The sequence below is a fragment of the Bradyrhizobium sp. Bra78 genome, assembly GCF_024519855.1.
Lineage (GTDB): Bacteria > Pseudomonadota > Alphaproteobacteria > Rhizobiales > Xanthobacteraceae > Bradyrhizobium > Bradyrhizobium japonicum_G.
In genome coordinates this window covers 244,510-268,926 of the sequence record NZ_JALJRE010000004.1, presented here as the reverse complement: position 1 = coordinate 268,926, position 24,417 = coordinate 244,510, and the positions used below count along the sequence as shown (strand labels likewise).

General features: G+C 64.4%; 29 protein-coding genes and 1 riboswitch. Of the genes, 18 read left to right on the top strand and 11 right to left on the bottom strand.

The window, feature by feature from the left end:
- Positions 1-126 precede the first annotated feature (126 nt).
- Positions 127-852 (bottom strand): hypothetical protein, encoded by a 726-nt coding sequence (locus tag OC450_RS11905; protein WP_262047929.1) that lies wholly within the window; start codon positions 850-852, stop codon positions 127-129.
- A 167-nt stretch (positions 853-1,019) separates the two neighbouring features.
- On the opposite strand from OC450_RS11905, the gene OC450_RS11900 reads away from it, so the two are divergent.
- Positions 1,020-1,370: a hypothetical protein gene (locus OC450_RS11900; RefSeq protein ID WP_211381490.1), complete on the top strand. Its 351-nt coding sequence runs from the start codon at positions 1,020-1,022 to the stop codon at positions 1,368-1,370.
- Between the two features lie 57 nt (positions 1,371-1,427).
- Here the strand turns inward: OC450_RS11900 and OC450_RS11895 are convergent, their stop codons facing one another.
- A complete protein-coding gene (locus OC450_RS11895) occupies positions 1,428-1,691 on the bottom strand; it encodes an accessory factor UbiK family protein (RefSeq protein ID WP_211381489.1) in 264 nt (87 codons plus the stop codon).
- 157 nt (positions 1,692-1,848) lie between these two features.
- Between OC450_RS11895 and OC450_RS11890 the strand changes: the two genes are divergently transcribed.
- From OC450_RS11890 to OC450_RS11855, 8 genes are all read left to right on the top strand, one after another.
- Positions 1,849-2,580 (top strand): dienelactone hydrolase family protein, encoded by a 732-nt coding sequence (locus OC450_RS11890; RefSeq protein ID WP_211381488.1) that lies wholly within the window; start codon positions 1,849-1,851, stop codon positions 2,578-2,580.
- Positions 2,581-2,786: 206 nt separating this feature from the next.
- Positions 2,787-3,632, top strand: coding sequence for a prolipoprotein diacylglyceryl transferase (gene lgt / locus OC450_RS11885; RefSeq protein WP_211381487.1), 846 nt, complete (start codon positions 2,787-2,789; stop codon positions 3,630-3,632).
- 21 nt (positions 3,633-3,653) lie between these two features.
- Complete coding sequence (locus tag OC450_RS11880) at positions 3,654-4,772, top strand: class I SAM-dependent methyltransferase (RefSeq protein ID WP_211381486.1); 1,119 nt, start codon at positions 3,654-3,656, stop codon at positions 4,770-4,772.
- Positions 4,769-5,536, top strand: coding sequence for a peptidoglycan editing factor PgeF (gene pgeF / locus OC450_RS11875; RefSeq protein WP_211381485.1), 768 nt, complete (start codon positions 4,769-4,771; stop codon positions 5,534-5,536). Before OC450_RS11880 ends, pgeF begins: the two co-directional genes overlap by 4 nt.
- A 122-nt stretch (positions 5,537-5,658) precedes the next feature.
- The gene (locus OC450_RS11870; protein WP_211381484.1) at positions 5,659-6,273 is read left to right on the top strand and encodes a hypothetical protein; all 615 of its coding nucleotides are present in this window, start codon (positions 5,659-5,661) and stop codon (positions 6,271-6,273) included.
- A gap of 202 nt (positions 6,274-6,475) precedes the next feature.
- Entirely contained in the window at positions 6,476-7,429 is a 954-nt protein-coding gene (locus OC450_RS11865; RefSeq protein WP_211381483.1) for a ribose-phosphate pyrophosphokinase, read from the top strand.
- 220 nt (positions 7,430-7,649) lie between these two features.
- Entirely contained in the window at positions 7,650-8,678 is a 1,029-nt protein-coding gene (locus tag OC450_RS11860; RefSeq protein WP_211381482.1) for a putative zinc-binding metallopeptidase, read from the top strand.
- Positions 8,675-9,709 (top strand): ATP-grasp domain-containing protein, encoded by a 1,035-nt coding sequence (locus OC450_RS11855; protein ID WP_211381481.1) that lies wholly within the window; start codon positions 8,675-8,677, stop codon positions 9,707-9,709. The genes OC450_RS11860 and OC450_RS11855 overlap by 4 nt, the downstream gene beginning before the upstream one ends.
- A 91-nt stretch (positions 9,710-9,800) precedes the next feature.
- On the opposite strand, the gene OC450_RS11850 is transcribed toward OC450_RS11855, so the two are convergent.
- A complete protein-coding gene (locus tag OC450_RS11850; protein ID WP_262047928.1) occupies positions 9,801-10,361 on the bottom strand; it encodes a 6,7-dimethyl-8-ribityllumazine synthase in 561 nt (186 codons plus the stop codon).
- Positions 10,362-10,437: 76 nt separating this feature from the next.
- Positions 10,438-10,596: riboswitch (FMN riboswitch) on the bottom strand.
- Positions 10,597-11,007: 411 nt separating this feature from the next.
- Here OC450_RS11850 and OC450_RS11845 point away from each other — a divergent pair.
- Entirely contained in the window at positions 11,008-11,508 is a 501-nt protein-coding gene (locus tag OC450_RS11845; RefSeq protein WP_211381479.1) for a YbjN domain-containing protein, read from the top strand.
- Positions 11,509-11,701: 193 nt separating this feature from the next.
- Complete coding sequence (gene proC, locus OC450_RS11840) at positions 11,702-12,526, top strand: pyrroline-5-carboxylate reductase (RefSeq protein ID WP_211381478.1); 825 nt, start codon at positions 11,702-11,704, stop codon at positions 12,524-12,526.
- Positions 12,527-12,656: 130 nt separating this feature from the next.
- Here the strand turns inward: proC and OC450_RS11835 are convergent, their stop codons facing one another.
- From OC450_RS11835 to OC450_RS11815, 5 genes are all read right to left on the bottom strand, one after another.
- On the bottom strand, positions 12,657-13,052 hold the full coding sequence (locus OC450_RS11835; protein ID WP_262047927.1) for a thioesterase family protein: 396 nt from the start codon (positions 13,050-13,052) through the stop codon (positions 12,657-12,659).
- 88 nt (positions 13,053-13,140) lie between these two features.
- Positions 13,141-13,344: a tautomerase family protein gene (locus OC450_RS11830; RefSeq protein WP_007596840.1), complete on the bottom strand. Its 204-nt coding sequence runs from the start codon at positions 13,342-13,344 to the stop codon at positions 13,141-13,143.
- Between the two features lie 100 nt (positions 13,345-13,444).
- Positions 13,445-14,965: a histidine--tRNA ligase gene (gene hisS, locus OC450_RS11825; RefSeq protein ID WP_262047926.1), complete on the bottom strand. Its 1,521-nt coding sequence runs from the start codon at positions 14,963-14,965 to the stop codon at positions 13,445-13,447.
- A gap of 50 nt (positions 14,966-15,015) precedes the next feature.
- Positions 15,016-15,555 carry a YegJ family protein gene (locus OC450_RS11820; protein ID WP_262047925.1) on the bottom strand — a complete coding sequence of 180 codons (540 nt, stop codon included), beginning with the start codon at positions 15,553-15,555 and terminating at the stop codon, positions 15,016-15,018.
- 103 nt (positions 15,556-15,658) lie between these two features.
- Positions 15,659-16,741, bottom strand: a complete 1,083-nt coding sequence (locus OC450_RS11815; RefSeq protein WP_262047924.1) for a branched-chain amino acid aminotransferase — start codon at positions 16,739-16,741, stop codon at positions 15,659-15,661.
- Positions 16,742-17,078: 337 nt separating this feature from the next.
- On the opposite strand from OC450_RS11815, the gene OC450_RS11810 reads away from it, so the two are divergent.
- From OC450_RS11810 to OC450_RS11800, 3 genes are read left to right on the top strand one after another with little or no spacing between them, the layout of a single operon-like run.
- Complete coding sequence (locus OC450_RS11810) at positions 17,079-17,621, top strand: MarR family winged helix-turn-helix transcriptional regulator (protein ID WP_211381473.1); 543 nt, start codon at positions 17,079-17,081, stop codon at positions 17,619-17,621.
- Positions 17,618-18,349, top strand: coding sequence for a response regulator (locus OC450_RS11805; protein WP_211381472.1), 732 nt, complete (start codon positions 17,618-17,620; stop codon positions 18,347-18,349). Before OC450_RS11810 ends, OC450_RS11805 begins: the two co-directional genes overlap by 4 nt.
- 24 nt (positions 18,350-18,373) lie before the next feature.
- On the top strand, positions 18,374-19,762 hold the full coding sequence (locus OC450_RS11800; protein ID WP_211381471.1) for an ATP-binding protein: 1,389 nt from the start codon (positions 18,374-18,376) through the stop codon (positions 19,760-19,762).
- A 64-nt stretch (positions 19,763-19,826) separates the two neighbouring features.
- Here the strand turns inward: OC450_RS11800 and OC450_RS11795 are convergent, their stop codons facing one another.
- Together OC450_RS11795 and OC450_RS11790 are read right to left on the bottom strand one after the other, a co-directional pair.
- A complete protein-coding gene (locus OC450_RS11795; protein WP_211381470.1) occupies positions 19,827-20,357 on the bottom strand; it encodes a DUF3617 domain-containing protein in 531 nt (176 codons plus the stop codon).
- A 43-nt stretch (positions 20,358-20,400) separates the two neighbouring features.
- A complete protein-coding gene (locus tag OC450_RS11790) occupies positions 20,401-20,694 on the bottom strand; it encodes a hypothetical protein (protein ID WP_211381469.1) in 294 nt (97 codons plus the stop codon).
- A 182-nt stretch (positions 20,695-20,876) separates the two neighbouring features.
- On the opposite strand from OC450_RS11790, the gene OC450_RS11785 reads away from it, so the two are divergent.
- The 4 genes from OC450_RS11785 (at position 20,877) to OC450_RS11770 (ending at position 23,664) form a co-directional block, all read left to right on the top strand.
- On the top strand, positions 20,877-21,341 hold the full coding sequence (locus OC450_RS11785; protein ID WP_211381468.1) for a hypothetical protein: 465 nt from the start codon (positions 20,877-20,879) through the stop codon (positions 21,339-21,341).
- Positions 21,342-21,474: 133 nt separating this feature from the next.
- On the top strand, positions 21,475-22,167 hold the full coding sequence (locus OC450_RS11780) for a ribonuclease T2 (protein WP_262047923.1): 693 nt from the start codon (positions 21,475-21,477) through the stop codon (positions 22,165-22,167).
- Between the two features lie 171 nt (positions 22,168-22,338).
- Positions 22,339-23,199, top strand: coding sequence for a 23S rRNA (adenine(2030)-N(6))-methyltransferase RlmJ (locus OC450_RS11775; protein WP_211381466.1), 861 nt, complete (start codon positions 22,339-22,341; stop codon positions 23,197-23,199).
- Between the two features lie 249 nt (positions 23,200-23,448).
- Positions 23,449-23,664 carry a cold-shock protein gene (locus tag OC450_RS11770; protein WP_008544396.1) on the top strand — a complete coding sequence of 72 codons (216 nt, stop codon included), beginning with the start codon at positions 23,449-23,451 and terminating at the stop codon, positions 23,662-23,664.
- Between the two features lie 85 nt (positions 23,665-23,749).
- On the opposite strand, the gene OC450_RS11765 is transcribed toward OC450_RS11770, so the two are convergent.
- On the bottom strand, positions 23,750-24,373 hold the full coding sequence (locus OC450_RS11765) for an outer membrane protein (RefSeq protein WP_211381465.1): 624 nt from the start codon (positions 24,371-24,373) through the stop codon (positions 23,750-23,752).
- Positions 24,374-24,417 lie beyond the last annotated feature (44 nt).

Below are 24,417 nucleotides of genomic sequence, written 5' to 3'. Positions count from 1 at the left end.
CGCAACGCGGCCCATGGTGCAGCTCGCAGCAAGCCTCCAGGGGTGCGGGGGCCGCGAACTTGGCGGGCTTTTACCCGGAAGATGCGGAAATGACAAGGAAATGCGGGGATTTTTTAAGGGGTGCCCTCAGAGATGGGCCGGAAGGGGAACGAAGGGATCTTGCCATAAACCACGGCGGTGGGCAGTCACCATCCAGGGGAACTGACGGACCAATCCCTTCAGGTCGTATACGAGCCTGATGCGACGGCTGGCGATCGTATCATCCGGCAGCTTCTGCGACGCATCGCAGATGTGGGTCCCGCCACCAAAGCCAACGAGTGTCAGGATCGAAAGCGCTTTGCCGACGGTCATTGCGGTCGCAGCGAAATGCTTCCATGCGGGCCGGTCGGCCATGCCTATCCAGCTACAAGTATCGTATTCGAACCAATTGGGCAGCGGATTGATCAGCTCAAGGCCGGCAGATCCCAGATTGCCAATGCTGGCGAGGCTTTTCGCACTTGAGATCAAGGTGAGAGGCCCTTCTTCGGTACCGGCGACCTGGATAATGCGCAGCGAGAGTAATATCTGCTGAAGGGGGACTGGTGCCAGGCGGCCGATGGCGTTTCTGACCCTGGTGCCCGCTAATTCATAGATGATCCAGGCATCGATCGACCTCGCGTATTCGAAATAGCCCGCCGCGGCAACGAGGGTGCCGTCGGCGGCCCTTACGGTAATAAGCGACTGATTAGCCAAGGCGTCTCGGAGACTGACGTATGACGGAACGGGAAGCGTGTCCGTCTCGCCGGACTGGTAAAATCCTATCAGGTCGTCAAGCTCATCGCGCTTTGACGCGGCAATCAAAAACGTTTCCATGACTGCATACCCGCAGAAAGAGTCATGCTATCAAGCTTCTACCTCGAAGTGAAATTGCGGTAATGAGGTAGGGTGCCGACCTATTGCAATATGCAACATTATTGCATATTGTGCGTTGAGTTGCTTCGGGATGACTTGATTGCAAAACGCGAAGTTAGGCACCACAAATGGCCCCCGCTGTAAAGAATGCGGAGTCGAACGCCGGGTTTCGACCCCTGTCAATCGACGAGGAACTCGATTCGATCGATCATCAGGTGCTGGATCTGATGCGTCGCGTGGATGAACAGGCTCACTGGAGCAAGTTGATTGCCTGTGCGCTACGAGTCGGATTGACGCTGCGTGACATCGCAGAAGTACTCCCCTGCGCCGTTTCCACTGTTTCGCGCTGGCAATCCGGCCGCACCGCCCCGCCCGTCTTCATGAGGCTGCCGCTGAAGAATTTGCTCGTGAATATGGTCGAAACCCGACTGGTCGCGAGAGAAGCAGCCGAAACCCGCAAACTCCTCAGCGCAGGTTGACGGCGGTACCCGCCATTGCGCCAAGCAGGATCGTGAGAAGGCGGATCGTCACGCAGTTCAGGTTGCCGGAGATCCCCCGAGCTTCGCCTCCAGCGCCGCAATGCGCGCCTTCAGGGCCTCGTTCTCCTCACGCGCCAGACGGGCCATGTCCTTGACCGCCTCGAACTCCTCGCGCTTGACCAGGTCCATGTCGCGCAGGAATTTCTCGGCCTGGGTGCGCAATACCGTGTCGACCTCGCGCTTGACGCCCTGGGCCGCACCGGCGGCGTCGTTCATCAGGCGGCCGATCTCGTCGAAAAACCGGTTGTTGGTCTGGGTCATTGGCGGCCTCCGATAAACTTTGCGCGAACAGCTCGGAAGACAATGGCAATCCGGACAGGGCGGATCAAGGGCCGAGCGGCGGTATCCTTGTCATGCTCCGGTTTCCTTGCAATCGTATTCAACGTCCCTGCATAAGAAGAATCAGAAGGCGCACGAGATGATCGAGCAGCAGATCGCGATCCCCACCAAGGACGGCCACACCGCAACCTTCATCACCCATCCCGAACGTGGCGGGCCGTTTCCGGTCATCCTGTTCTACATGGACGCGCCGGCGATCCGCGAAGAGCTGCGCGACATGGCGCGCCGGCTGGCGACATCGGGCTATTACGTGATGCTGCCGAACCTCTATTACCGCTCCGGCGTTATGGAGCTCGGCGCGCTGCCGGCCGATCCGAACGCGCCGGAGCGCAAGCGGATGTTCGCACTGATGGCTTCGCTCACGATTCCGATGATCATGGACGACACCAGGGCGCTGCTCGCCTATGCCGAGGGTCAGACGGCGGCGAACGTCAAGCTGATCGGCACCGTCGGCTATTGCATGAGCGGCCGCTATGCCGTGAACGCCGCCACGCATTTCCCCGACCGCGTCAAGGCCGCCGCCTCGGTCTACGGCACGCAGCTTGCGACCGACCAGGATGACAGCCCGCATCTCGCAGGAAACAAGACCAAGGCCGAGCTCTATTTCGCCTGCGCCGAGACGGACATCTACGCGCCCGCCGAGATCATCGAGAAGGTCAAGCAGGGCATGAGCGGCGCAAAAGCAGAGGTCGAGATCTATCCCGGCACCCATCATGGCTTCGCCTTTCCCAGGCGGCCGGTCTATGACCGTGACGCCGCCGAGCGGCATTGGGAGCGTCTGCTGGCGCTCTATCGCCGCAATCTCGTGTGAGCAGCATGGATCAGTCTATCCGCGAACTCGGTGCACCTCTCCCGCTTGCGGGAGAGGTCGGCGCAACGCGCCGGGTGAGGGCTCTCTCCTCTGGGGGAGTCTTTCAGTGGAGGCATCCTCTCCCCAGCCCTCCCCCGCAAGCGGGGGAGGGAGCGCAATTCCGTCGGGGCCGCAGCTTGCCCATCAAACTCTAAGAGCAAGGCCCGATGCCCTTTCTGCTCATCGACTTTCCCGCCTTCAAACCGATCGCGATCGAGATCGGACCGTTCGCGATCCGCTGGTATGCGCTGGCCTATATCTGCGGCATCGTGTTCGGGTGGCTCTATGCGCGCTCGCTCCTGAAGAAGGAGCGCCTGTGGGGCGGGCCGGCGCCGATGTCGCTGCTGCAGATCGACGACTTCATCCTGTGGGTCACGCTCGGCATCATCCTCGGCGGCCGCACCGGCTACGTGCTGTTCTACAATCTGCCCTTCTTCATCGACCATCCCGCCGCGATCTTCAAATTGTGGGAAGGCGGCATGTCGTTCCATGGCGGCTTCCTCGGCTGCGTCGTCGCGGTGATGTGGTTTGCCTATCGCAACCGCATCCCGATCCTGTCGCTCGGCGACATCACCACCGCAGTCGCGCCGGTCGGGCTATTGCTCGGGCGCATCGCCAATTTCATCAACGGCGAATTGTGGGGCCGCGCCGCCGACCCGCAGTTGCCCTGGGCGATGATCTTCCCCAACGATCCCACCCAGCTGCCGCGCCATCCGAGCCAGCTCTACGAGGCCGGCATGGAGGGCATCCTGCTGTTCACCGTGCTCGCGGTGATGATCCGGTTCGGCGCCCTGAAGCGGCCGGGCATGATCCTCGGCGCCTTCATCCTGATCTATGGTCTGACCCGCATCGCCGGCGAGCATTTTCGCGAGCCCGACGTCCAGCTCGGCTTCCTCTGGGGCGGATTAACCATGGGCATGCTGTTGTCGATCCCGATGCTTATCATCGGCGGCATACTTATTGTACTGGCAGTGAGGCGCGATGCGCCCAAGCCCGCAGGGGCCATTCGTTAATTCCTTTCGAGAAGATGGACCGTGACCGAGCAGCCGCTACTCAACGAGATCAGGGCGCTGATCAAATCATCGGGCCCCATGCCGGTCTGGCGGTACATGGAACTGTGCCTGATGCACCCGCGCTACGGCTATTACGTCTCGCGCGATCCTTTGGGCCGTGAAGGCGACTTCACCACCGCGCCCGAGGTCAGCCAGATGTTCGGCGAACTCCTGGGCCTGTGGACCGCTTCGGTGTGGAAGCAGATGGGCTCGCCGCAATTCCTGCGGCTGATCGAGCTCGGCCCAGGCCGCGGCACCATGATGGCGGATGCGCTGCGCGCGCTCCGCGTGCTGCCGCCGCTGTACCAGGCGCTTCACATCCACATGGTCGAGGTCAATCCGGTGCTGCGCGAGCGGCAGAACGCGACGCTGTCGGGCGTACGCAACATCGCCTGGCACGACAGCATCGACGATGTGCCGGAGGGGCCGAGCATCATCCTCGCCAACGAATATTTCGACGTGCTGCCGATCCACCAGATGGTGAAGCGCGAGAACGGCTGGCACGAGCGCGTGATCGAGATCGATCCCAACGGCAAGCTTCAATTCGGCGCGGCCTCCGAGCCCACGCCGCGCTTCGACGTGCTGCTGCCGCCTCTGGTGCGCGCGGCGCCCATCGGCGCCGTGTTCGAATGGCGGCCCGATGCGGAGGTCATGAAGCTCGCCACGCGCGTGCGCGACCAGGACGGCGCGGCGCTGATCATCGATTACGGCCATCTGCGCAGCGACGCCGGCGACACGTTCCAGGCGATCGCGCGCCACAGCTTCACCGATCCCTTGAAGGCGCCGGGCCAGGCCGACGTCACCGCCCATGTCGACTTCCAGGCGCTGGCGCGTGCCGCCGAGGATGTCGGCGCCCGCGTGCACGGGCCGGTGACGCAGGGCGATTTCCTCAAGCGCGTCGGCATCGACACCCGCGCGGCCGCCTTGATGCAGAAGGCAACGCCTGAAATCGCCACCGACATTTCGGTGGCGCTGAAGCGCCTGACGGACACCGGGCGCAGCGGCATGGGCTCGATGTTCAAGGTGCTCGGCATCTCCGAGCCGCGGCTAACAGGCCTTGCCGGCCTCAGCGATCTCGAACAGGCCGGAGGGAACGGATGACACTCACTTCGTCGCTGCTCTCGGCGGTGCCAGGCCTGCGCCATGCCTTCTTCACCCGTGAAGGCGGCGTCTCCGGCGGCATCTATTCGGCGCTGAACGGCGGGCTCGGCTCCAATGACGACCAGGCCCTCGTCGCGGAGAACCGCCGCCGCATGGCTGAGCATGTCGGCGTTGCCCCGGAACGCTTTCTCAGCCTGCACCAGATCCATTCGCCCGACGTGCTCGTTGCCGAAACGCCCTGGCCGGGCGGGCCGCGGCCGAAGGGCGACGCGCTGGTCACCAGAACGCCCGGCATCGCGCTTGGCGTCTCCACCGCCGATTGCGGGCCGGTGCTGTTCGTCGACCCCGACGCGCGCGTGATCGGCGGTGCCCATGCCGGCTGGAAGGGCGCGCTGACAGGCGTGCTGGAGGCGACGATCTCGGCCATGGAAAAGCTCGGCGCCACGCGCGGCGGCATCATCGCCGCGATCGGCCCGCTGATCCGGCAGGACAGCTACGAGGTCGGCAACGAGTTCGTGGTGCGCTTCATCGAGGCGGACGCGGACAACGCGATATTCTTCATGCCGTCGGTGCGCGAGGGACACGCGATGTTCGACCTCGCCGGCTTCATCCGTACGAGGCTGGAGGCCGCCGGCATCCTGATGATCGACGATCTTGGTCTGGACACCTACGCCGACGAGCGCTTCTTCAGCTATCGCCGCTCGGTGCATCGCAAGGAGCCGGACTACGGCCGGCACGTTCACGCGATCGCGCTGGAGGGGTGAACACACGGGCAACCTCGTGTCATTGCGGGGCGATGCGGCCCGCATCGAACCCGGAATGACGTGGCCTGTGGCGCCCCCGCCCTAGACGTTAATGCGTTTTAACGATATCGCTGCCCTCCATAATGAGGGACGCGTCATTCATCTTGCGCCGTGCGGGCTCGCGCGTGCTGGCGGTCATGCTGCTGGCGGCTGCGACCGCGCTTGGCGGCTGCGCCGGTGGCGGTGGTGCCGCAAACTCCTATGCGATGGCGCCAAGCTCAGGCTCCGGGGCGACGGTCGCCTTCGAATCGATCGACGGGCCACCGCCGCAGGTATTCGACCGCATGGTTGGCGTGCTCGACAGCGAATCCAAGCTGCGCAGCCTGTCCGTCGTCTCCCGCGAGGGGACGGCTGCCTACCGCGTGCGCAGCTATCTCTCGGCCCAGATCGTGCGCGGCAGGACCGTGATCGCCTGGGTCTGGGACGTTTACGACGCCAACCAGCAGCGGGCGCTGCGGCTTTCCGGCGAGGAACCGACCTCGGCCAGGGGTGGCCGCGATCCCTGGGGCGCCGCCGACGATCTGGTTCTGCGGAAGATCGCCCAGGCCGGATTCAGCGGACTTTCCAACATGATCAACGGCACCCCGGATGCACCGGGCGCTGCGCCGGGCTTGCGGGGACCAGCGGTGGCGAGCGCCATCCCGGAGGCTCCGGCGGCCGGGATGCCGGCCTCGGCGCTCGGCTATGCCGACCGATAACCCCCGCTAAACCACGGCCCCAAGTATTCAGGAAGTTGCGGCCAAACCGTTGGCCCGACTCAGGATTTTCGAAGGGAAAACGTAGCATGCCGGGTTGCCATTGCTGCCCTCGGCCTGATATTTCCTCGCCCGTCGTAACCGTGCTCCGTGGGTATCCGAGATGTTGAACATCGTGTCCAGCAAAGCGCGGGAGGAAGCGTCCATGTCGGCCAAGAACGGCTCCATCAAGCTCGTCGCCGGCAACTCCAATCCGGCTCTCGCGCAGGCCATCGCGCAAGGACTCGACCTGCCGCTGACCAAGGCAGTGGTCCGGCGCTTCGCCGACATGGAAATCTTCGTCGAGATCCAGGAGAACGTCCGCGGCTCGGATGCCTTCATCATCCAGTCGACCTCGTTTCCCGCCAACGACCATCTGATGGAATTGCTGATCATCACCGACGCGCTGCGCCGCTCCTCGGCGCGCCGCATCACCGCGGTGCTGCCCTATTTCGGCTATGCCCGGCAGGATCGCAAATCGGGCTCGCGCACGCCGATCTCGGCCAAGCTCGTCGCCAACCTGATCACGCAGGCCGGCGTCGACCGAGTCATGACGCTCGACCTGCATGCCGGCCAGATCCAGGGCTTCTTCGACATCCCGACCGACAATCTCTACGCGGCGCCGCTGATGGTGCGCGACATCAAGGACAAGTTCGACCTCTCCAAGACGATGGTGATCTCGCCCGACGTCGGCGGCGTGGCGCGCGCACGCGGCCTCGCCAAGCGCATCAACACCCCGCTCGCGATCGTCGACAAGCGCCGCGAAAGGGCGGGCGAATCAGAGGTCATGAACGTCATCGGCGACGTCGCCGGCTACACCTGCATCCTGATCGACGACATCGTCGACTCCGGCGGCACGCTGGTGAACGCGGCCGACGCGCTGATCGCCAAGGGCGCCAAGGACGTCTATGCCTACATCACCCACGGCGTGCTCTCCGGCGGCGCGGCCGCCCGCATCGCCGGCTCGAAGCTGAAGGAGCTTGTGATCACCGACTCGATCCTGCCGACGGATGCGGTGACCAAGGCGCCGAACATCCGCACGCTGCCGATCGCCAGCCTGATCTCGGACGCGATCGCGCGCACCGCGGCGGAAGAGTCGGTGTCGAGCTTATTCGACTAGTTCTTCCGATCCCGGAAGGTCTCATAGGGTGGGCAAATGCGCAAAGCGCCGTGCCCACCTTTTTCTTTTGCGATGAAGGTGGTGGGCACGCTTGCGCTTTGCCGACCCTACCGCCTCTCGCTCTGACGCGCCGCAGCACGCCTCACGGCCCCCGGTTGTTGCCGCCCGCCGCCCATGACATCATCCGTATACCGAGTCATCTCTGCCCTCTGGATTCCTGATGCCAAGCCGGAAATTTGCCTGGGAGAAGCTGTCGGATGACGAGTTGCTCAAGCAGCGCCTCTCCAGCCTGAGAGTGACGGTCGAAGGCACCTGGCTCGAGGACTGCGTCAGCACGCTCCATGAGGAACTCGAAGAGCGGGGCATTCGGCTGCGGCCGCACACATGGATCTCGAGCGAGTGGTTCAGTCCGGGCGATGTGCCGGGCATCGCCATCCCCTTCTATCTCGCCCATCCCCGTCTGATGAAGCTCGAGAAGAAGATGATGTTCGACGTCGAGGGCGGAACCTGGCGCGAGTGCATGGCCATCCTCCGTCACGAGGCCGGCCATGCCATGCAGCACGGCTATCAGCTGCAGCGACGCCGGCGCTGGCAGCAGCTGTTCGGCCCGTCGTCGAAACATTACCCGCGCTATTATCGGCCCAATCCTGCCAGCAGGCGCTACGTCCAGCATCTCCGGCTGTGGTACGCGCAGAGCCATCCGGACGAAGATTTCGCCGAGACCTTTGCGGTGTGGCTGCGGCCGCGTTCGAACTGGCGAACGCGATATGCCGGCTGGCCGGCGCTGAAGAAGCTCGAATATGTCGACGAGCTGATGAGCGAGATTGCGGGAAAGCGGCCGCTGATCACCACGCGAGAGCGCGTCGACCCGCTGGGTCGGCTCGGCCAGACGCTCGAAGACCACTACAAGAAGAAGCAGGCGTTCTACGCCTTCACGCCGCCGAAGACCTACGACCGCGACCTCTCCCGGCTGTTTTCGGCCGATCCGCGCCATCACCGCTCAAAGCCGGCTTCGGCCCTGATCAGGGGCCACCGCGCCCAGATCAGGCAATTGGTCTCGCGATGGACCGGCGAGAACCAGCTCACGCTCGATGCCGTTCTCGACGACATGATCTCCCGCTGCCGCGAGCTCGATCTGCGCGCCGTCGGCCCCGAACAGAAGCTCGTTCTCGATTTCACCGTCCTCGTGACCGCCAAGACGATGCACGCGCTGTTTGGCCCGTCTCGGCGCAAATGGATCGCGCTATGAGGCGACTCCGTATTCTGGTCCTGATGCATCCGGATTTCCTGCCCCCGGACTCCTCCGACGGGTACACCCCGCAGGAGATCAACACGTGGAAAACGGAATACGACGTGGTGAGCACCCTGCGCGCGGCCGGCCACGACGTCCGCCCGCTCGGCGCGCAGGAGGAGATCAAGCCGGTGCGCGAGGCGATCGAGGAGTTCAAGCCGCACGTGGTCTTCACGCTGCTGGAGGAATTCCACAACAACGTCGCCTTCGACCAGCACATCGCCAGCTATCTCGAGCTGATGAAGGTCCCTTATACCGGGTGCAATCCGCGCGGCCTGATCCTGGCGCGCGGCAAGGATTTGTCCAAGACGCTGGTGCATCACCGCCGGATTGCGGCGCCGGCCTTCGCCGTCTTCCCGATGCGCCGCAAGGTGAAGCGCCCGACGCGGCTTGCGCTGCCGCTGATCGTCAAGAGCCTGAACATGGATGGCTCGTTCGGCATCTCGCAGGCCTCGATCGTCGACACCGACGAGAAGCTCGCGGAGCGGGTTGCCTTCATCCACGAGCGGGTCGAATCCGCCGCCATCGCCGAGCAGTTCATCGAGGGGCGAGAACTCTATGTCGGCGTGCTCGGCAACAACCGGCTGCGCGTTCTGCCGGTCTGGGAATTGAAATTCGGCAGCATGGGCGGGCGCAGGTCACGCCACATCGCCACCGAAAAAGCCAAGCACGACACCGACTATCAGGAGAAGGTCGGCATCGTCGACGGGCCGGCGAAAGACCTCGCTCCCGAAGTCACCGCGCGCATCCAGCGCGCGGCGAAGCGGATCTATCGGGCGCTTGGCCTCGACGGCTACGCGCGCATCGATTTTCGTCTCGCCGCCGACGGCACGCCGTATTTCATCGAGGCCAATCCCAACCCCGAGATCGCCAAGAGCCAGGAGTTCGCCACGGCGGCTCAACATGCCGGGCTCAAATATCCGGATCTCCTGCAGCGCATCCTGACGCTCGGGATCAGCCGGGCCAAGGCGGGCGTGTCATTGGGGTGATGCAAGATGGCCGCGGTCGTAGAATGGCCCCTCATCCTTCGAGGCGCGCTATGCGCTCCTCGGGATGAGGGGTGATGGTCGTCGCGCTGCGTTACACGATCCCCGCCGCGACCTGGCCGCGCAGACGCTCGAGCCCGAGCAACGTCTCCGCACAGGCTGCCGCGACCTCGACGCCCTTGATCGCAAAGTGCCTGCGGAAGAAATCGTAGTGCACCTCGGTCTCGTGGAATTGCTGCGGCGTCAGTACGGCCGAGAACACGGGCACCTCGGTGCGCAGCTGCACGTCCATCAGCGCCTTGATCACGGTGTCGGCCACGAACTCGTGGCGATAGATGCCGCCATCGACGACGAGGCCGGCCGCGACGATCGCGGTGTAGCGCCGCGTCTTGGCGAGCACCTGCGCGTGCAGCGGGATCTCGAACGAGCCCGGCACCTCGAACACGTCGACATGGGTGAGGTGCCGCGCCTCGGCCTCCTTGACGAAGGCGATGCGGGCCTCTTCGACGACGTCGCGGTGCCAGCAGGCCTGCACGAAGGCCACCCGCTGCGGTTTTGCGAAGCGCGGGTGCTCGACTGCCGGCGGGCCCACGGGAACCGGCGGCTGGGTTGTCTGGGACGTTTCGGTTTGGGGGTCTTGCAACATCTGATTCATGGCTTTCCTCAGTTAAGGACCAGAATCAGGGCACACGGAACGACAAACAGCCGCATCCTGCGATGCGTCCGCCACCGACCGTTCTCTTTCATCCGGACTTTAACCGTCGGCTTCGGAGTTGCACCGAATCTGCTGACCCTTCCCTTCGGTGGAAACCTCGAGGAAGGCGCTCGCGGGCTTGGGCCTTTCGGCCCTTACCGCCGGTGGGGACTTTCACCCCGCCCTGAGAACATCGGCCGTCCGGAATGAACGGCCTGGCTGGAAATATGACGCCGGTTCGGGGCTGCAGCAAGCGCGTTCCGCATGGGAAAACCGCATGGTCCCATGCCGCTATGGCGGGCGCGGCCCCCGCGGGGCGGAATTAACGATTGGGCGCGCCCCCGGAATCCGACTCCGGTTTGTTCTTTTCGTTAATAATTGTGGCGGAGATGAGCTGTGGACGAACGAGTCCTGACTTGTGGACGGACTCGGCAGCCGGTTGCGCAGATTCCGCAAATCACATCAGTTGATCCGCGACAAGCCCGCGCTGATCCGAGGAGATCGCAACAGCGACTCCGAGGGATCGCCTTAACGACATTGAGGGAGCGCGCGCCGGACCAACCGCGTGCGTATCAAAGACAACAAAAAGGCAAGAGGTCGAGACGGCATGTCCCTGCTCGAAGGCACTATCGATTCCAAAAACCATCCGCTTGCGGTGGTCGAGGATATCGCTGCCAGCAACAACTGGCCGTTTGAACGCTCCGGCGAAGACGAACTCACCATTGTCTCCAAGGGACAATGGACCGACTACCAGATCTCCTTCACCTGGATGGGTGAAATCGAGGCGCTGCATCTGGCCTGCGCGTTCGACATGAAGATTCCGGTCGCGCGGCGGGCCGAGGTCCAGCGGCTCGTCGCCGCGGTCAACGAGCAATTGTGGGTCGGCCACTTCGACCTGTGGACCAACACCGGCATGATCATGCACCGGCAGGCCCTGGTGCTGCCGGGCGGGCTCATCGCCTCCACTGCGCAATGCGAAGCCATGCTCGCCGGCGCCATCCACGCCTGCGAGCGCTATTTTCCGGCGTTCCAGTTCGTGGTCTGGGCGGGCAAATCCACGACCGAAGCGATGGACGCGGCGATGTTCGACACGGTCGGCGAGGCGTAAGTCTCGCCTCTCTCTCCAACGTCGTCCTGGACAAGCGAAGCGCAGATCCGGGACCGATACCGCGTGATTTCTCCGCATCGCGCGATGCTTGTTGCTCTGCCCTTCATCCACTAGAACCCTCGGGGTAATGGATCCTGGCTCCCCGTGCGCAATTGCGCACTAGGCCAGGACGACACCAGGTGTGGCAACAGCGATGGCGAACAGCACTCTTCAAAGCATTACCGGCACCATCCTTCTCGCTGGCGCCGGCAAGATGGGCGGCGCGATGCTGACCGGCTGGCTGGCGGGCGGGCTCGATCCGCGCCGCGTCGCGGTGGTCGATCCGTTCATCTCGCCGGAGATCACTGCGCTGGCCACAAAAGGCGTCGCGCTCAATCCCGACCCGCAGGCGGCAGGTACCGTCGAGACGATGGTCGTCGCGGTGAAGCCGCAGATGTTCCGCGATGCAGGCGCCAAGCTGAAAGCGTTCGTCTCGAACGGCACTTCCGTCGTGTCGATCATGGCGGGAATCACGATCGCATCGCTAGAAGAGGTCTGTGGCGGCGCCGTGGTGCGCGCGATGCCGAACACGCCGGCCGCGATCGGCCGTGGCATCACGGTCGCGGTCGCGGCAAAAAGCGTCAGCACCGGACAGCGCGCAGTGGCCGATGCGCTGTTGCGCGCCACCGGCTCGGTCGAATGGGTCGATGACGAGAGCCTGATGGATGCGGTGACCGCCGTTTCGGGCTCGGGCCCGGCCTATGTGTTCCTGCTCGCCGAAGAGCTCGCACGCGCCGGCGTCGAAGCCGGCCTGCCCGAGGCGCTGGCAACAAAACTCGCGCGCGAGACCGTCGCCGGCTCCGGTGAGCTGCTGCACCAGTCGGAGCTTGCCTCGAGCACGCTGCGCCAGAACGTCACCTCGCCCGGCGGCACCACGGCCGCGGCCCTCGGCGTGCTGATGGGCGAGCCCGGCCTGCGCGACCTGATGATCCGCGCGATCGCGGCGGCGACGAAACGGTCGAAGGAATTGGCGAAATAGATAGGCGCTCATGATGAGGAGGCGCGCCAGCGCCGTCTCGAACCATGCAGGCCCGTCTCTCACCCGCAGCCGTCCTTCGAGACGACCGCTACGCGGTCTCCTCACAGGATGAGGTCGAAGCAAGCGGACGCTAAGTCGCCCCCAGCCGCTTGTTGAACATTTCGACATTGACGAGCCCGCGCGCGTGACGGCCTTCGCCGAGCTTGCGCGTGTCCTCGAAAGCCTCGACCTCGAAGCGGATGACGCGGCGCTCGACCGCGATCACCGTTGCCGTGGTCCGCACCGTCGCACCGACCAAGGCTGCCGCAAGATGGCGGATGTCGACCTCGGTGCCGACGGTGACCCAGCCCGGCTGGAGCGCGGAGCGGATCGCATCGCCCGACGTCATCTCCATCTCCAGGATCATCATCGGCGTCGCATAGACCATCGGCATGCCGGGTACGAAATGCCCGACCGTGCGCTCCACCGGTACCACCAGCGTGCGCTCGGCGCTCATGCCGACCCTGATGACGTCGCGTGCGTCCATGCTTGCCTCAACGGTGTCGTTCCGGACAAGCGCGCCCCAAGCGCGCGCCGATCCGGGACGACAGCGGAAAATGCCGCGCGAGCCGAAGCTACTTCTTCGCCGCCGCCGCGCGCTCCACGAAGGTCTTGCCGCCCTTCATCTTGTGGGCGAGCGGGGCTTCGTTGATCTGGATGACGACGGCGTCGGCATCGACGCCGAGATTCTTCACCAGCGCCTGGGTGATGTCGCGCATCATGCCGGCCTTCTGTTCATCGGTGCGGCCCACGGCCATGCTGACGGTGATCTCAGGCATTGTTCTCTCCCATGCGGCCGAACTCCGGCCATTGACGGTCGCCATCAAACAAGACGCGGATGCCCGGGACAAGCCCGGGCATGACGGCTTGCCGGAATGGCTATCCCCACTTTACGTCATGGCGCGCCAGGACCTCGCGCACTTTTGCGACGAGGTCGGCGTCGCTGCACGAGAACTGCGCCGGGCGGCTCTCGCGCCATTCCTGGTTGGAGGCGATCGCAGCGGCCGCCTTGGCGCCCTCGATCAGATCCTTGATCTGCAGCTCGCCGCGCGCCTTTTCATCCGAGCCCTGGATGATGACGCAAGGGCTGCTGCGGCGGTCGGCGTATTTGAGCTGGTTGCCCATGTTCTTGGGATTGCCGAGATAGAGCTCGGCGCGGATGCCCGCGCTGCGCAAGGCAGCGACCATCTTCTGGTAGTCGGCGACGCGGTCGCGGTCGAACACGGTCACGACGACGGGTCCGAACTCGGGCCGCGTGTCGAGCTTGCCGAGCAACGTCAGCGCGGCTTGCAAGCGAGAGACGCCGATCGAGAAGCCGGTTGCCGGCACCGGCTCCCCGCGGAAACGCGACACGAGGCCGTCATAGCGCCCGCCGCCGCCGACCGAGCCGAACCGCACCGGGCGGCCCTTCTCGTCCTTGGTCTCGAGCAGGAGTTCGACCTCGTAGACGGGGCCGGTGTAATATTCGAGGCCGCGCACCACGGACGGGTCGATCTTGATGCGGTCCGCACCGTAACCCGACGCCGTGACCAGCTTGGCAATCTCTTCCAGCTCGCTCACGCCGGCCTGACCGACTTCGCTCTTGGCGAGGTAGGTTTCTGCCGCGGCAATGGCCTCTTTCCAGTCGTCGCGCGGCTTGGTGATGGCGAGAACGACGTCGGCCTCCGCCGCACTCAGATTGGCGCCTTTGGTGAAGTCGCCCTTGCCTTCTTCGCCACCATCCCATCTGCCGGGACCGAGCAATTTGCGCACTTCGTCGGCAGGAAACTTGTCGAGCTTGTCGATCGCGCGCAGCACGGTCAGTCTGCGCGCGGCGTTCTCTTCGCCGCCGAGCCCAATGGCTTCCAGCACGCCGTCTAGCACCTTGCGATTGTTCACCTTGACGACATAGGAGCCGCGCGCAATCCCGAGCGCTTCCATCGTGTCCGCCGCCATCATGCAGATCTCGGCATCCGCCGCCGGCGTCGCCGAGCCGACCGTATCGGCGTCGAACTGCATGAATTGGCGGAAGCGGCCGGGGCCGGGTTTCTCGTTGCGGAACACGTACCCGACCCGGTAGCTGCGATAGGGCAGGACCAGACCGTCGGTCCCGTATCGTTCTCCGACATAGCGGGCGAGCGGCGCGGTCAGATCATAGCGCAGCGAGATCCACTGCTCGTCGTCGTCCTGGAACGAGAACACGCCTTCGTTCGGACGGTCCTGATCGGGCAGGAACTTGCCGAGCGCATCAGTGTATTCCATCGCCGGCGTTTCCACCGGCTCGAACCCGTAGAGCTCGTAGACGGCGCGGATCTTCTCGACCATCTCGCGCGTCGCCCGGATCGCAGCGGGGTCGCGATCCTCGAGCCCGCGCGGCAGCCGCGCCTTCAATTTCTGGGGTTTTTTGGGTTTCTCGGCCATGCGCGGCGTTTACCAGCCGACGCGCGAAGCGGCAACTGCCGGCTTGTCCCCTACGGCTCCTCCATCCGCGCCCGGAGGGCGTCCGCGTCCGCTTTCGGCAGTGACTTCAGCGTCGGCTTGATGGTTTCTCCGCCGACGATCTTGCCGTTGCGCATGAACATCCAGTCCGAGATGTCGGCCTCGGTGAACTCGACCTTATCGCCGGCCCGCTTGTCCGGCAGATCGCGCGGTTCATTGGCGAAGAGACCGGAATAGGCCCCGCCCGGCAACTTCCTCACCTCGGCGATCCAGATGTGCTCACCGCCTTTGCGGGTCGAAAAGCGCACTTTCAGGGCGTGCCCCGTCTCCGACGGTTTCGGCGCCCCATAGGAGGCCCAGAATGTCGGCAGCGTGCCGCGGGCGCGCGCGATCGCGGTGTTCATCTCCGGATCGGTGGTGCGTACGTCGACGATAGGAGAGTGATCTTGGGGCGAGCGGTCTTCCGCCGAGACTTCGGGCTTGGGGCCGATGGTCAGGATGCCGAAAACGGTGACGCCGGTGACTGCGGCGAGAACGGCCCATTTCACGGGCTGGGAGAGTTTGGGTGCCATGTTCGCGAAGTCCGGATGCGCCAGTATCTCCGGGCTTTGTCGCGGGATCGTGGCAGGGCGTTCATGGTGCCCCTCTCCCCGCAAGCGGGGAGAGGGAGAAGCATCAAAACACCTTGCGGATCCAGTTGTGCGGATCGTTGGTGCGGCCGTACTGGATGTCGACGAGCTGCTTGCGCAGGCCCATGGCGACCGGGCCGGCAACACCGCCGCTGATGTCGAAATCGCCGCTCACCGAGCGCACCTTGCCGATCGGCGAGATCACGGCGGCGGTGCCGCAGGCGAACGCTTCCTTCAGCCTGCCGCTGGCCGCATCCTTGCGCCACTGGTCGAGCGAATACGGCTCATCGCGCACGGTCTTGCCGGCATCTCTTGCCAGCGCGATGATGGAATCGCGGGTGATGCCGGGCAGGATCGTGCCGAGCGGCGGCGTCGAGAGGGAGCCGTCGTCGAACACGAAGAACACGTTCATGCCGCCGAGCTCCTCGACATAGCGGCGCTCGATCGCGTCGAGGAAGACGACCTGATCGCAGCCGTGCTGGATCGCTTCGGCCTGGGCGCGCAGGCTGGCGGCATAATTGCCGCCGCACTTGACCGCGCCGGTGCCCCCGACCGCGGCGCGCGTATAGTTCTCCGACACCCAGATCGACACCGGCGCGGGGCCGCCCTTGAAATAGGAGCCGACCGGCGAGGCGATCACCGCAAAAATGTATTCGGACGACGGCTTGACGCCGAGGAAGGTCTCGCTCGCGATCATGAAGGGGCGCAGGTAAAGGCTGCCCTCACCGCCAGGCATCCAGGCGCGGTCGATGCGCACGACCTGCTCGACCGCCTCGATGAAGACGTCCTCGGGGATTTGCGCCATCGCCATGCGGTCGGCGGAGTCCTTGAAGCGCCGTGCATTGGCATCGGGGCGGAACAGGTTCACGCCGCCGTCGTCGCGCTTGTAGGCCTTGAGGCCTTCAAAAATTTCCTGAGCGTAGTGCAGGACGGCACCAGCCGGATCGAGCTGGAAGTTGGCGCGCGCCTCGATCCGCGCCTCGTACCAGCCACCCTTGGCCTGGTTGTAGCGGACGATCGCCATGTGATCGGTGAAGACCCGCCCGAAGCCGGGGTCCACCAGCTTGGCGACGCGGTCCTTCTCTGGCGTCGGATTGGATGCGGGCTGGATGTCGAATGTCATGCTCATGTCCTTGGCTCCCGCTGCCGTTGGCGGCGCTGTTCTGGCGCCTGCCTGCCCGTTCCGGGCCCGGCTGGCTTGATTAGGTTACTGGCCGGACCACCGCCAGCCTTGTTACGGCCGGTTTCCGTGGCCAGCATGTCGGCGAGGACATGCTTTTGCGGAAGGCAGAAGTCCAGTATGTTTTGCCGAAATGCCGCTCGACAATCGCACGGTAGATCTGATCCGGCCGTTGCCGCCTGTCCGGCTCTCTCCGGCCGCTCTTGAAACTGCCACCCGACGCGAAACGATCTAAAATTTCGTGCGGGCTGATCGTTTTGTAACATTGAACCCAAGATACGTCAATATGCCTGACATAAATTTCGCGACTCCCCCTCAAGACGCTGCCGAGCCTCGGCCGGCCGCAGGCGATGGAGGCAATTTGCGCTGGGATATCATCGAGCTGCTGTTTTTCGCCTATCGCGATTTCGTCGGCGATCCCGACCAGGAGCTGGAGGCGTTCGGCTTCGGCCGGGCCCATCACCGGGTCATGCATTTCGTCTATCGCTATCCCGGCCTCAAGGTCGCCGACCTGCTCGATGTCCTGCGCATCACCAAGCAGTCGCTCGGCCGTGTGCTCAAGCAGCTCCTGGACGAGGGCTATATCGTGCAGAAGACCGGCGACAATGATCGCCGCCAGCGCCTGCTCTACGCGACGCCGAAGGGCGAAGCGCTGGTGCAGAAGCTGGCCGGCCTTCAGACCACGCGGATCACCAAGGCACTCGCCGAGATGGCTCCGCAGGATGCCGAGACCGTCAAGCGCTTCCTGCGCGCTATGATCGACCGCGAGGATCCGGACAAGGTGCTCGAGACGATCTTCGCCTCCGTCAATCAAGACGCAAAGGAGTGACCGTGCCGCTCGCTGCCACGCTCACCCGTCCGCCGGTGCAACCGGCAGACGACGCGCCGCATCTGCTGCTGGTCGACGACGACCGCCGCATCCGCGATCTGTTGTCGCGCTTCCTCGCCAGTGAAGGTTATCGCGTCACCACCGCGGCCAGTGCCGGCGACGCGCGCTCGAAGCTTTTAGGCCTGCATTTCGATCTCCTGATCCTCGACGTGATGATGCCCGGCGAGACCGGCTTCGACCTCGCCCGCTTCATCCGGACCTCCTCCTCGGTGCCGATCGTGATGCTGACGGCACGCCATGAAGCGGAAGCCCGCATCGAGGGCTTGCAGATCGGCGCGGACGACTACGTCGCAAAGCCGTTCGAGCCGCGCGAGCTTGCGCTGCGCATCAACAACATCCTCAAGCGCGCCGCTCCGCCACCGCAGGCCGCGGCGGTCGAGAAGATCGCGTTCGGTCCCTACGTCTACCATCTCGATCGCGGCGAACTGCGCCAGGGCGAAGACGTCATCCACCTCACCGACCGCGAGCGCGAGATGCTGCGAATCCTGTCGGAAACGCCGGGCGAAACCGTGCCGCGCAGCGCGCTGACCGGCAATGGCAGCGTCAACGAGCGCGCCGTCGACGTTCAGATCAACCGCCTGCGGCGCAAGATCGAGACCGACCCCGCCAATCCGCTTTTCCTCCAGGCGGTGCGCGGGATCGGCTACCGCCTGGTGGCATCGCCATAGAGTCAGAGCAGTGAAGCGCGACCGATGAGCACGATCGATACCGGCCTGACGCTGCTCAAAAGCGCCGCCGGCCGCGTCTCCGCCGTCAATGGCTGGATGGGCAACGCGTTCAAGGGCTGGATGCCGACAGGCCTCTATGCCCGCGCGCTCCTCATCATGATCGTGCCGATGGTGATCCTGCAATCGGTAGTCGCCTTCGTGTTCATGGAGCGGCACTGGAACACGGTGACACGCCGCCTGTCGGCCGCGGTGGTGCAGGACATCGCCGCACTGATCGACGTCTACAAGGGCTATCCGCAGGACAAGGATCGCGACCAGATCCGCCGCATCGCCCAGCAGCGCCTCGGCCTCGTCGTCGATTTCCTGCCCGCCGGCGACATGCCGCCGCCCGGGCCAAAACCGTTCTTCTCGCTGCTCGACCAGACGCTCTCGGTGCAGCTCGGCCGCCAGATCGGACGCTCGTTCTGGATCGACACGGTCGGCCGATCCAACCTCGTCGAGATCCGCATCCAGCTCGACGACGCCGTGATGCGCGTGTTCGCGCAACGCAGCGCTGCCTATGCCTCGAACTCGGAGATCTTCCTGTTCTGGATGGTCGGAACGTCGTCGATCCTGCTGATCGTCGCCGTGCTGTTCCTGCGCAATCAGATCAAGCCTATCCTGCGGCTTGCCGATGCCGCGGAAAGTTTCGGCAAGGGCCGCGAGGCGCCGAACTTCCGACCCAGAGGCGCGCGCGAAGTTCGGCGCGCGGCGGTCGCCTTCCTCGAAATGAAATCGCGCATCGAGCGCACGATGGAGCAGCGCACCGCGATGCTCGCCGGCGTCAGCCATGATCTGCGCACCATCCTGACCCGGTTCAAGCTCGAGCTGGCGCTGATCGGCGACAACCCCGAACTCGAAGGCATGCGCAAGGACGTCGACGAGATGTCGATGATGCTGGAGGATTACCTCGCTTTCGCGCGCGGCGATTCCGGCGAGCAGTCGCAGCCGACCGACATGGCGCAGGCGCTCGAGGAGCTTCGCAGCGACGCGGAGCGTCACGGCCACACTGCGACCGTCGCGTTCAACGGATTGCCCGTGGTCACGGTGAAGCCGGCCTCGTTCAAGCGCTGCCTTGCCAACCTCGTCACCAACGCCGCCCGCTACGGCAAGGCCATCGCCATCACCGGCCAGCGCGATCACCGTTATCTGACCGTCACGGTCGACGACGACGGCCCGGGCATTCCCGCCCATTTGCGCGAAGAGGTGTTCAAGCCGTTCCTGCGGCTGGACAACGCCCGTAACCAGGACGAAGGCGGCACCGGCCTCGGCCTTGCCATCGCCCGCGACATCGCCCGCTCGCACGGCGGCGACATCACGCTCGGCGACAGCCCGATGGGGGGATTGCGAGCGAGCGTGCGGATACCGGTGTAGTTACTTCTCACCTCGCCCCGTAGGAACGGGGCGAGGGGGCGCACCGGTTTCGCGGCGCGGCCGCCTATTTCGGCAGCAGCGCTTTCAGCTTGTCGACGTCGCGCACGTTCATCTTGAAGCCGCCGGGCATCACGATGTCGCCGGGCTTCTGGTCCGGCTTGCAGGCTCCCAGCCACTTCGCTTCGAGAGTCATTGTGGTATCGCGCCCCGCGGTACCGGCGGCGCCGCCTTGCGCGTGCGAGGAGGTTTTCACGGTGTAGGCCGAGTTGAAATCGCCCGTGATCTCGGCATGCGAGGTCGTGCTGATGCCGGCGACGTTGCACTCGGAATCGCTGACATAGCCGGTCGCGGTCTTCCTGATGTCCTGCTTGGCGCAGATCTGCTTGGCCATCGGCGAGACGTTGTTGTTCATCTCCTTGTCGACGCTCTCGTCGGTGCAATGCTGCATGGTCATGTCCGGCATCGCCGAGCCGGTCCTGGCCATCTTCAGCTCCCACAGACCGGCCTTACGCACCGGCAGATCGTCGGCGCAGGCCGCACCGGCCGACAGCACCAGGCAAAGAGTCGAGCCGAGCAAAACAAGTTTGCGCGTCATGTGAGAGGCTCCCGGCTGAGAGACGCGGCGTTACGACAACGCCTCAGTAGAGCGTGCGGATCGGCTGGTCGGCGGCACCATAGGGCACCCAGCGGCAGGAGAACGAGATGTAGCCGCCCTCATAGGCCTGCACCGCAAGGAATTTCACGACCTTGCCGTAGCGCGCGCAGTGGTCGACCGCGGCCTGCCGGGCATCGACCTGCGTCGCCATCGAATAGGCGATGATGCCGCCGGTGTCGTTGCCCTTGAACGGAGGCACCGGAAGAAGATCGGCGCGCGCCGACTGGCTCGCCATCATACCCAAGGCAAGAAGGCCCGCGGCCGCAATGATTCGCATTCCCGTTACTCCAATTGGTTGGCGCCAGTTTACGGTGCCTGCGCGGCTGTGAAAAGAACGGAAGGCCTGTCTGACGCAGCATTGCAGTCAACTCTTGGCCGAGTGTTGCCGCGCTGCACTTGACCCCGCCCGGCCTTCGCGGCACCGTCCCACCCTCGCAGATCATGCTGTCTGGATTGCCCATGCGCGCCTCGCCCCCCCTGAAATCACTCCGTTTTGCCGCCGTGCTAGGCCTCCTGTTCGGGGCGCTGTCGCTCGGTGAGGCCAGGGCCGCCAATCCGCTGGAGCTGAATTTCTGGCTGAGCGGGCCGCGCTATGACGGTGCCGTCGCCGATTGCGACAAGGCGCTGCCGACGATCGCCACCCAGTTCTGGGAGAAGGAAAGCTCGTTCTGGAATTCCTCCTTGAAGATCACCGGCTTTACAGCCGTTCACGAGACCGCTTTCCGGCCCTGGCAGTCCGACAATATTCCGCGCCGCTATTGCACCGGCGAAGCCATGCTCACCGACGGCAAGATGCGCAAAGTGCACTTCTCGATCATCGAGGACGGCGGCTTCGCCGGCTACGGCAATGGCGTCGAATGGTGCGTGGTCGGGCTCGACCGCAACTGGGCCTACAACCCGGCCTGCCGCGCCGCCAGGCCCTGATTACAAGCCCTGATCGGAAGAGCGCTGATTCGCACCGATCGGGCGACTAAACGCTCCCGGCTCGAATTTTGTTCTTGAAATGTTCTTATCGCCTGCTAGGCTCGGTTGCACAGTCTAGTTGAGGGGCGTCGCCATGTTTCATTCCAGATTGCATTCGTTCTCCCGCCTGACGATCTCGCTGACCTTGGCCGCGGGACTGGCCACCCTCGCCGGCGGCGCGAAGGCCCAGGACAAGCGGCAGAACGCGCCCGGCGAATTCGACTTCTATGTGCTCTCGCTGTCGTGGTCTCCCTCCTTCTGCGAGGAGGCGGCGGAGCGCGGCGGCCGCTCGCAGATCCAGTGCAGCGGACGGCCCTACGCTTTCGTGGTGCATGGTCTGTGGCCGCAATATGAGAACGGTTTTCCGGAATATTGCCAGCGGCCGGCGCCGCGGCTGAACCGCAGCATCGTCTCCTCGATGCTCGACCTGATGCCCGCGCCGGGGCTGATCTTCAACGAGTGGGACAAGCACGGCACCTGCTCGGGGCTTGCCGACCGCGGCTATTTCGAGACGATCCGAAAGGCGCGCGCCGCGATCAAGATTCCGGCCGAATATCTCGATTTGTCGCAAGCCAAGACCGTGGCGCCGGCGGAGGTCGAGGAGGCTTTCATCAAGGCCAACCCGGGCCTCAGCAATGCCGCCGTCTCAATCACCTGCAACCGGACGCGGCTGTCCGAAGTCCGCATCTGCCTCAGCAAGGACCTGCAATTCCGGGCCTGCGAGGAGACCGACCGCCGCGCCTGCCGCCGCGACCAGGTGACGATGCCGCCGATCAGGGGCGGGTAGCGCGAGCTCTCGGCACGTGATGCCGGGCGCACATGCGCGAAATCCCGGCATCCAGATCGGCGGCGGCGAAATGGATTCTCAGATGCGCAATTGCGCCTCATGGTTCGGTGCGGGTGCACCGCCGTGAATGACAACAGTTACTTTCATCGCCCGATGTCGTAACTCTTCCTCATGAACTACCGCCACGCCTTCCATGCCGGCAGCTTCGCCGATGTCATCAAGCACATCGTGCTGGCACGCATCATCACCTATCTGCAGGACAAGCCCGGGGCGTTCCGCGTCATCGACACCCATGCCGGCGCCGGCCTCTACGATCTCGAAGGCGACGAGGCGCGCCGCGGCGGCGAGTGGCTGACCGGCATCGCGCGGCTGATGCAGGCGCGGCTGTCGAACGAGACCGTAGCCCTGACGAAGCCTTATCTCGACATCGTCCGCGCCTACAATCCGAAGGGCGAACTCAAGGCCTATCCGGGCTCGCCGCTGATCGCGCGCGGCATGCTCAGGCCGCAGGACCGCCTCGTCGCCTGCGAGCTCGAGCCGAAGGCGCGCAAGGCGCTGATCGGCGTGCTGCGCCGCGACGAACAGGCCCGCGTGGTCGATCTCGACGGCTGGGTGGCGCTGCCGGCTTTCGTGCCGCCCAAGGAACGGCGCGGGGTCGTGCTGATCGACCCCCCGTTCGAGGCAAAGGACGAGTTCGAAAAGCTCGGCGAAGCCTTCTCGGCGGCTTTCGCGAAATGGGCGACCGGTATCTATGTAATCTGGTATCCCGCCAAGAGCCGGCGTGCCACCGACGCCCTGGCGCAATCAGTGGCTCGGCTCGCAGCCGCAGCAAAGCCGCCGGCAAATTGCCTGCGCCTCGAGTTCAGCGTTGCGCCGCAAGCCGACGGCTCGGCTCTCACCTCCACCGGCCTCCTGATCGTCAATCCCCCTTACACGCTGCATGGCGAGCTCAAGACGATCCTGCCCGAGCTGGAAATGCCGCTCGGCCAGGGCGGCGCTGCCAGATTCCGATTAGAGGTGCCGAGGCCGTAACACTCCGGCATTCTTGGGAAAAATATGCAGGAGCGGTAGTCAATCCGCAAAGAACCGTATTATGCTGTTTCCGTGACCGGCTTTACGTTCCGCTTCCGCGAATGGTTGCGGCGGAGTGAAGGCCTAAGAAAGATCCGACCGGACCGAAAGGTCCGCCCAAGGATGGCCAGCTCCCGGGCTTCGTAAGGCCCGGTCATGTCGTGACGTGAGTTGCGTCGCGGCGGAGGAGCAATGAGGGGGAGTTTCCCGATGGCCATGACGGGAACGGTGAAGTTTTTCAACGGCGAACGCGGCTACGGCTTTATTAAACCGGACGACGGAGGCCGCGACGTCTTCGTGCATATTACAGCTGTGGAGCGGGCCGGACTGAAGGACCTTGCCGAAGGACAGCGTATTACTTTCGAAGTCGAACCGGACAAGAAGGGGAAGGGGCCGAAAGCGGTCAATTTGGTCATCCTCTCCTAGCGATTCTGACGAAACACCTGGCGTAAAAAAAATCCCGGCCGCGAGCGGCCGGGAGGCTGTGGTCCGGTATTTTCTTCTTTGGCTATCAGAAGTGATAGTTCACGCCTGCGCGCACAACGCTGGCGCTATAGCCGTTTGACACGCCCGTAATTGCGAACTGGCTCGACGACAGATCGATGTAGAGATATTCGAGCTTGGCGCTCCAGTTCGGCGCGAAGCCGACTTCCGCGCCGGCACCGATGGTCCAGCCGGCGCTGGTGTGCGACTCCGTCCAGCCAAAGGTCTGCGCGCGCAGCTCACCGAAAGCGAGACCGGCAGTGCCGTAGAAGAGTATGTTGCTGAAGGCATAGCCGGCGCGGCCACGCAGCGTGCCGAACCACGGATTGGAGAACTTCCACGGCGCAAACGTGTCGTCGGCACCGGCGGCCTGGATGTCGCCTTCGACACCGAACACCCATGGGCCGTTCTGGAAATTGTACCCGGCCTGCACGCCGCCGACGAAGCCGGAGGGCTTGACGGGAGAGTTGCTCACCGAGCCCCATTCATAGCCGACATTGCCGCCGAGATACGGACCGGCCCAGCTATAGGCGTTGAGCGGCTGGTTGACGGTATAGGGCGCTCGCTGCCCGTAACTGAGATCGGCGGCCTCTGCCGAAGCTGTCCAGCCGGCTGCGACCAACGCGGCCGCGCCCACAACGAGCCTCTTCATCACACACTCCAACGCAACTGTCGCAACCTGTGCGATGCCGGCAT

What these genes read in the sequence shown, in the direction of transcription:
- OC450_RS11905 (WP_262047929.1), bottom strand. Translation starts at nt 852, where the DNA reads ATGGAAACGTTTTTGATTGCCGCGTCAAAGCGCGATGAGCTTGACGAC.
- hisS (WP_262047926.1), bottom strand. Translation starts at nt 14,965, where the DNA reads ATGGCCGAGAAACCCAAAAAACCCCAGAAATTGAAGGCGCGGCTGCCG.
- OC450_RS11820 (WP_262047925.1), bottom strand. Translation starts at nt 15,555, where the DNA reads ATGGCACCCAAACTCTCCCAGCCCGTGAAATGGGCCGTTCTCGCCGCA.
- OC450_RS11850 (WP_262047928.1), bottom strand. Translation starts at nt 10,361, where the DNA reads ATGAATCAGATGTTGCAAGACCCCCAAACCGAAACGTCCCAGACAACC.
- OC450_RS11790 (WP_211381469.1), bottom strand. Translation starts at nt 20,694, where the DNA reads ATGCGAATCATTGCGGCCGCGGGCCTTCTTGCCTTGGGTATGATGGCG.
- OC450_RS11800 (WP_211381471.1), top strand. Translation starts at nt 18,374, where the DNA reads ATGAGCACGATCGATACCGGCCTGACGCTGCTCAAAAGCGCCGCCGGC.
- OC450_RS11780 (WP_262047923.1), top strand. Translation starts at nt 21,475, where the DNA reads ATGTTTCATTCCAGATTGCATTCGTTCTCCCGCCTGACGATCTCGCTG.
- OC450_RS11860 (WP_211381482.1), top strand. Translation starts at nt 7,650, where the DNA reads ATGCCAAGCCGGAAATTTGCCTGGGAGAAGCTGTCGGATGACGAGTTG.
- OC450_RS11865 (WP_211381483.1), top strand. Translation starts at nt 6,476, where the DNA reads ATGTCGGCCAAGAACGGCTCCATCAAGCTCGTCGCCGGCAACTCCAAT.
- OC450_RS11815 (WP_262047924.1), bottom strand. Translation starts at nt 16,741, where the DNA reads ATGAGCATGACATTCGACATCCAGCCCGCATCCAATCCGACGCCAGAG.
- OC450_RS11890 (WP_211381488.1), top strand. Translation starts at nt 1,849, where the DNA reads ATGATCGAGCAGCAGATCGCGATCCCCACCAAGGACGGCCACACCGCA.
- OC450_RS11870 (WP_211381484.1), top strand. Translation starts at nt 5,659, where the DNA reads ATGAGGGACGCGTCATTCATCTTGCGCCGTGCGGGCTCGCGCGTGCTG.
- OC450_RS11770 (WP_008544396.1), top strand. Translation starts at nt 23,449, where the DNA reads ATGGCCATGACGGGAACGGTGAAGTTTTTCAACGGCGAACGCGGCTAC.
- proC (WP_211381478.1), top strand. Translation starts at nt 11,702, where the DNA reads ATGGCGAACAGCACTCTTCAAAGCATTACCGGCACCATCCTTCTCGCT.
- OC450_RS11855 (WP_211381481.1), top strand. Translation starts at nt 8,675, where the DNA reads ATGAGGCGACTCCGTATTCTGGTCCTGATGCATCCGGATTTCCTGCCC.
- OC450_RS11835 (WP_262047927.1), bottom strand. Translation starts at nt 13,052, where the DNA reads ATGGACGCACGCGACGTCATCAGGGTCGGCATGAGCGCCGAGCGCACG.
- OC450_RS11775 (WP_211381466.1), top strand. Translation starts at nt 22,339, where the DNA reads ATGAACTACCGCCACGCCTTCCATGCCGGCAGCTTCGCCGATGTCATC.
- OC450_RS11795 (WP_211381470.1), bottom strand. Translation starts at nt 20,357, where the DNA reads ATGACGCGCAAACTTGTTTTGCTCGGCTCGACTCTTTGCCTGGTGCTG.
- lgt (WP_211381487.1), top strand. Translation starts at nt 2,787, where the DNA reads ATGCCCTTTCTGCTCATCGACTTTCCCGCCTTCAAACCGATCGCGATC.
- OC450_RS11765 (WP_211381465.1), bottom strand. Translation starts at nt 24,373, where the DNA reads ATGAAGAGGCTCGTTGTGGGCGCGGCCGCGTTGGTCGCAGCCGGCTGG.
- OC450_RS11830 (WP_007596840.1), bottom strand. Translation starts at nt 13,344, where the DNA reads ATGCCTGAGATCACCGTCAGCATGGCCGTGGGCCGCACCGATGAACAG.
- OC450_RS11810 (WP_211381473.1), top strand. Translation starts at nt 17,079, where the DNA reads ATGCCTGACATAAATTTCGCGACTCCCCCTCAAGACGCTGCCGAGCCT.
- OC450_RS11900 (WP_211381490.1), top strand. Translation starts at nt 1,020, where the DNA reads ATGGCCCCCGCTGTAAAGAATGCGGAGTCGAACGCCGGGTTTCGACCC.
- OC450_RS11895 (WP_211381489.1), bottom strand. Translation starts at nt 1,691, where the DNA reads ATGACCCAGACCAACAACCGGTTTTTCGACGAGATCGGCCGCCTGATG.
- OC450_RS11845 (WP_211381479.1), top strand. Translation starts at nt 11,008, where the DNA reads ATGTCCCTGCTCGAAGGCACTATCGATTCCAAAAACCATCCGCTTGCG.
- OC450_RS11785 (WP_211381468.1), top strand. Translation starts at nt 20,877, where the DNA reads ATGCGCGCCTCGCCCCCCCTGAAATCACTCCGTTTTGCCGCCGTGCTA.
- pgeF (WP_211381485.1), top strand. Translation starts at nt 4,769, where the DNA reads ATGACACTCACTTCGTCGCTGCTCTCGGCGGTGCCAGGCCTGCGCCAT.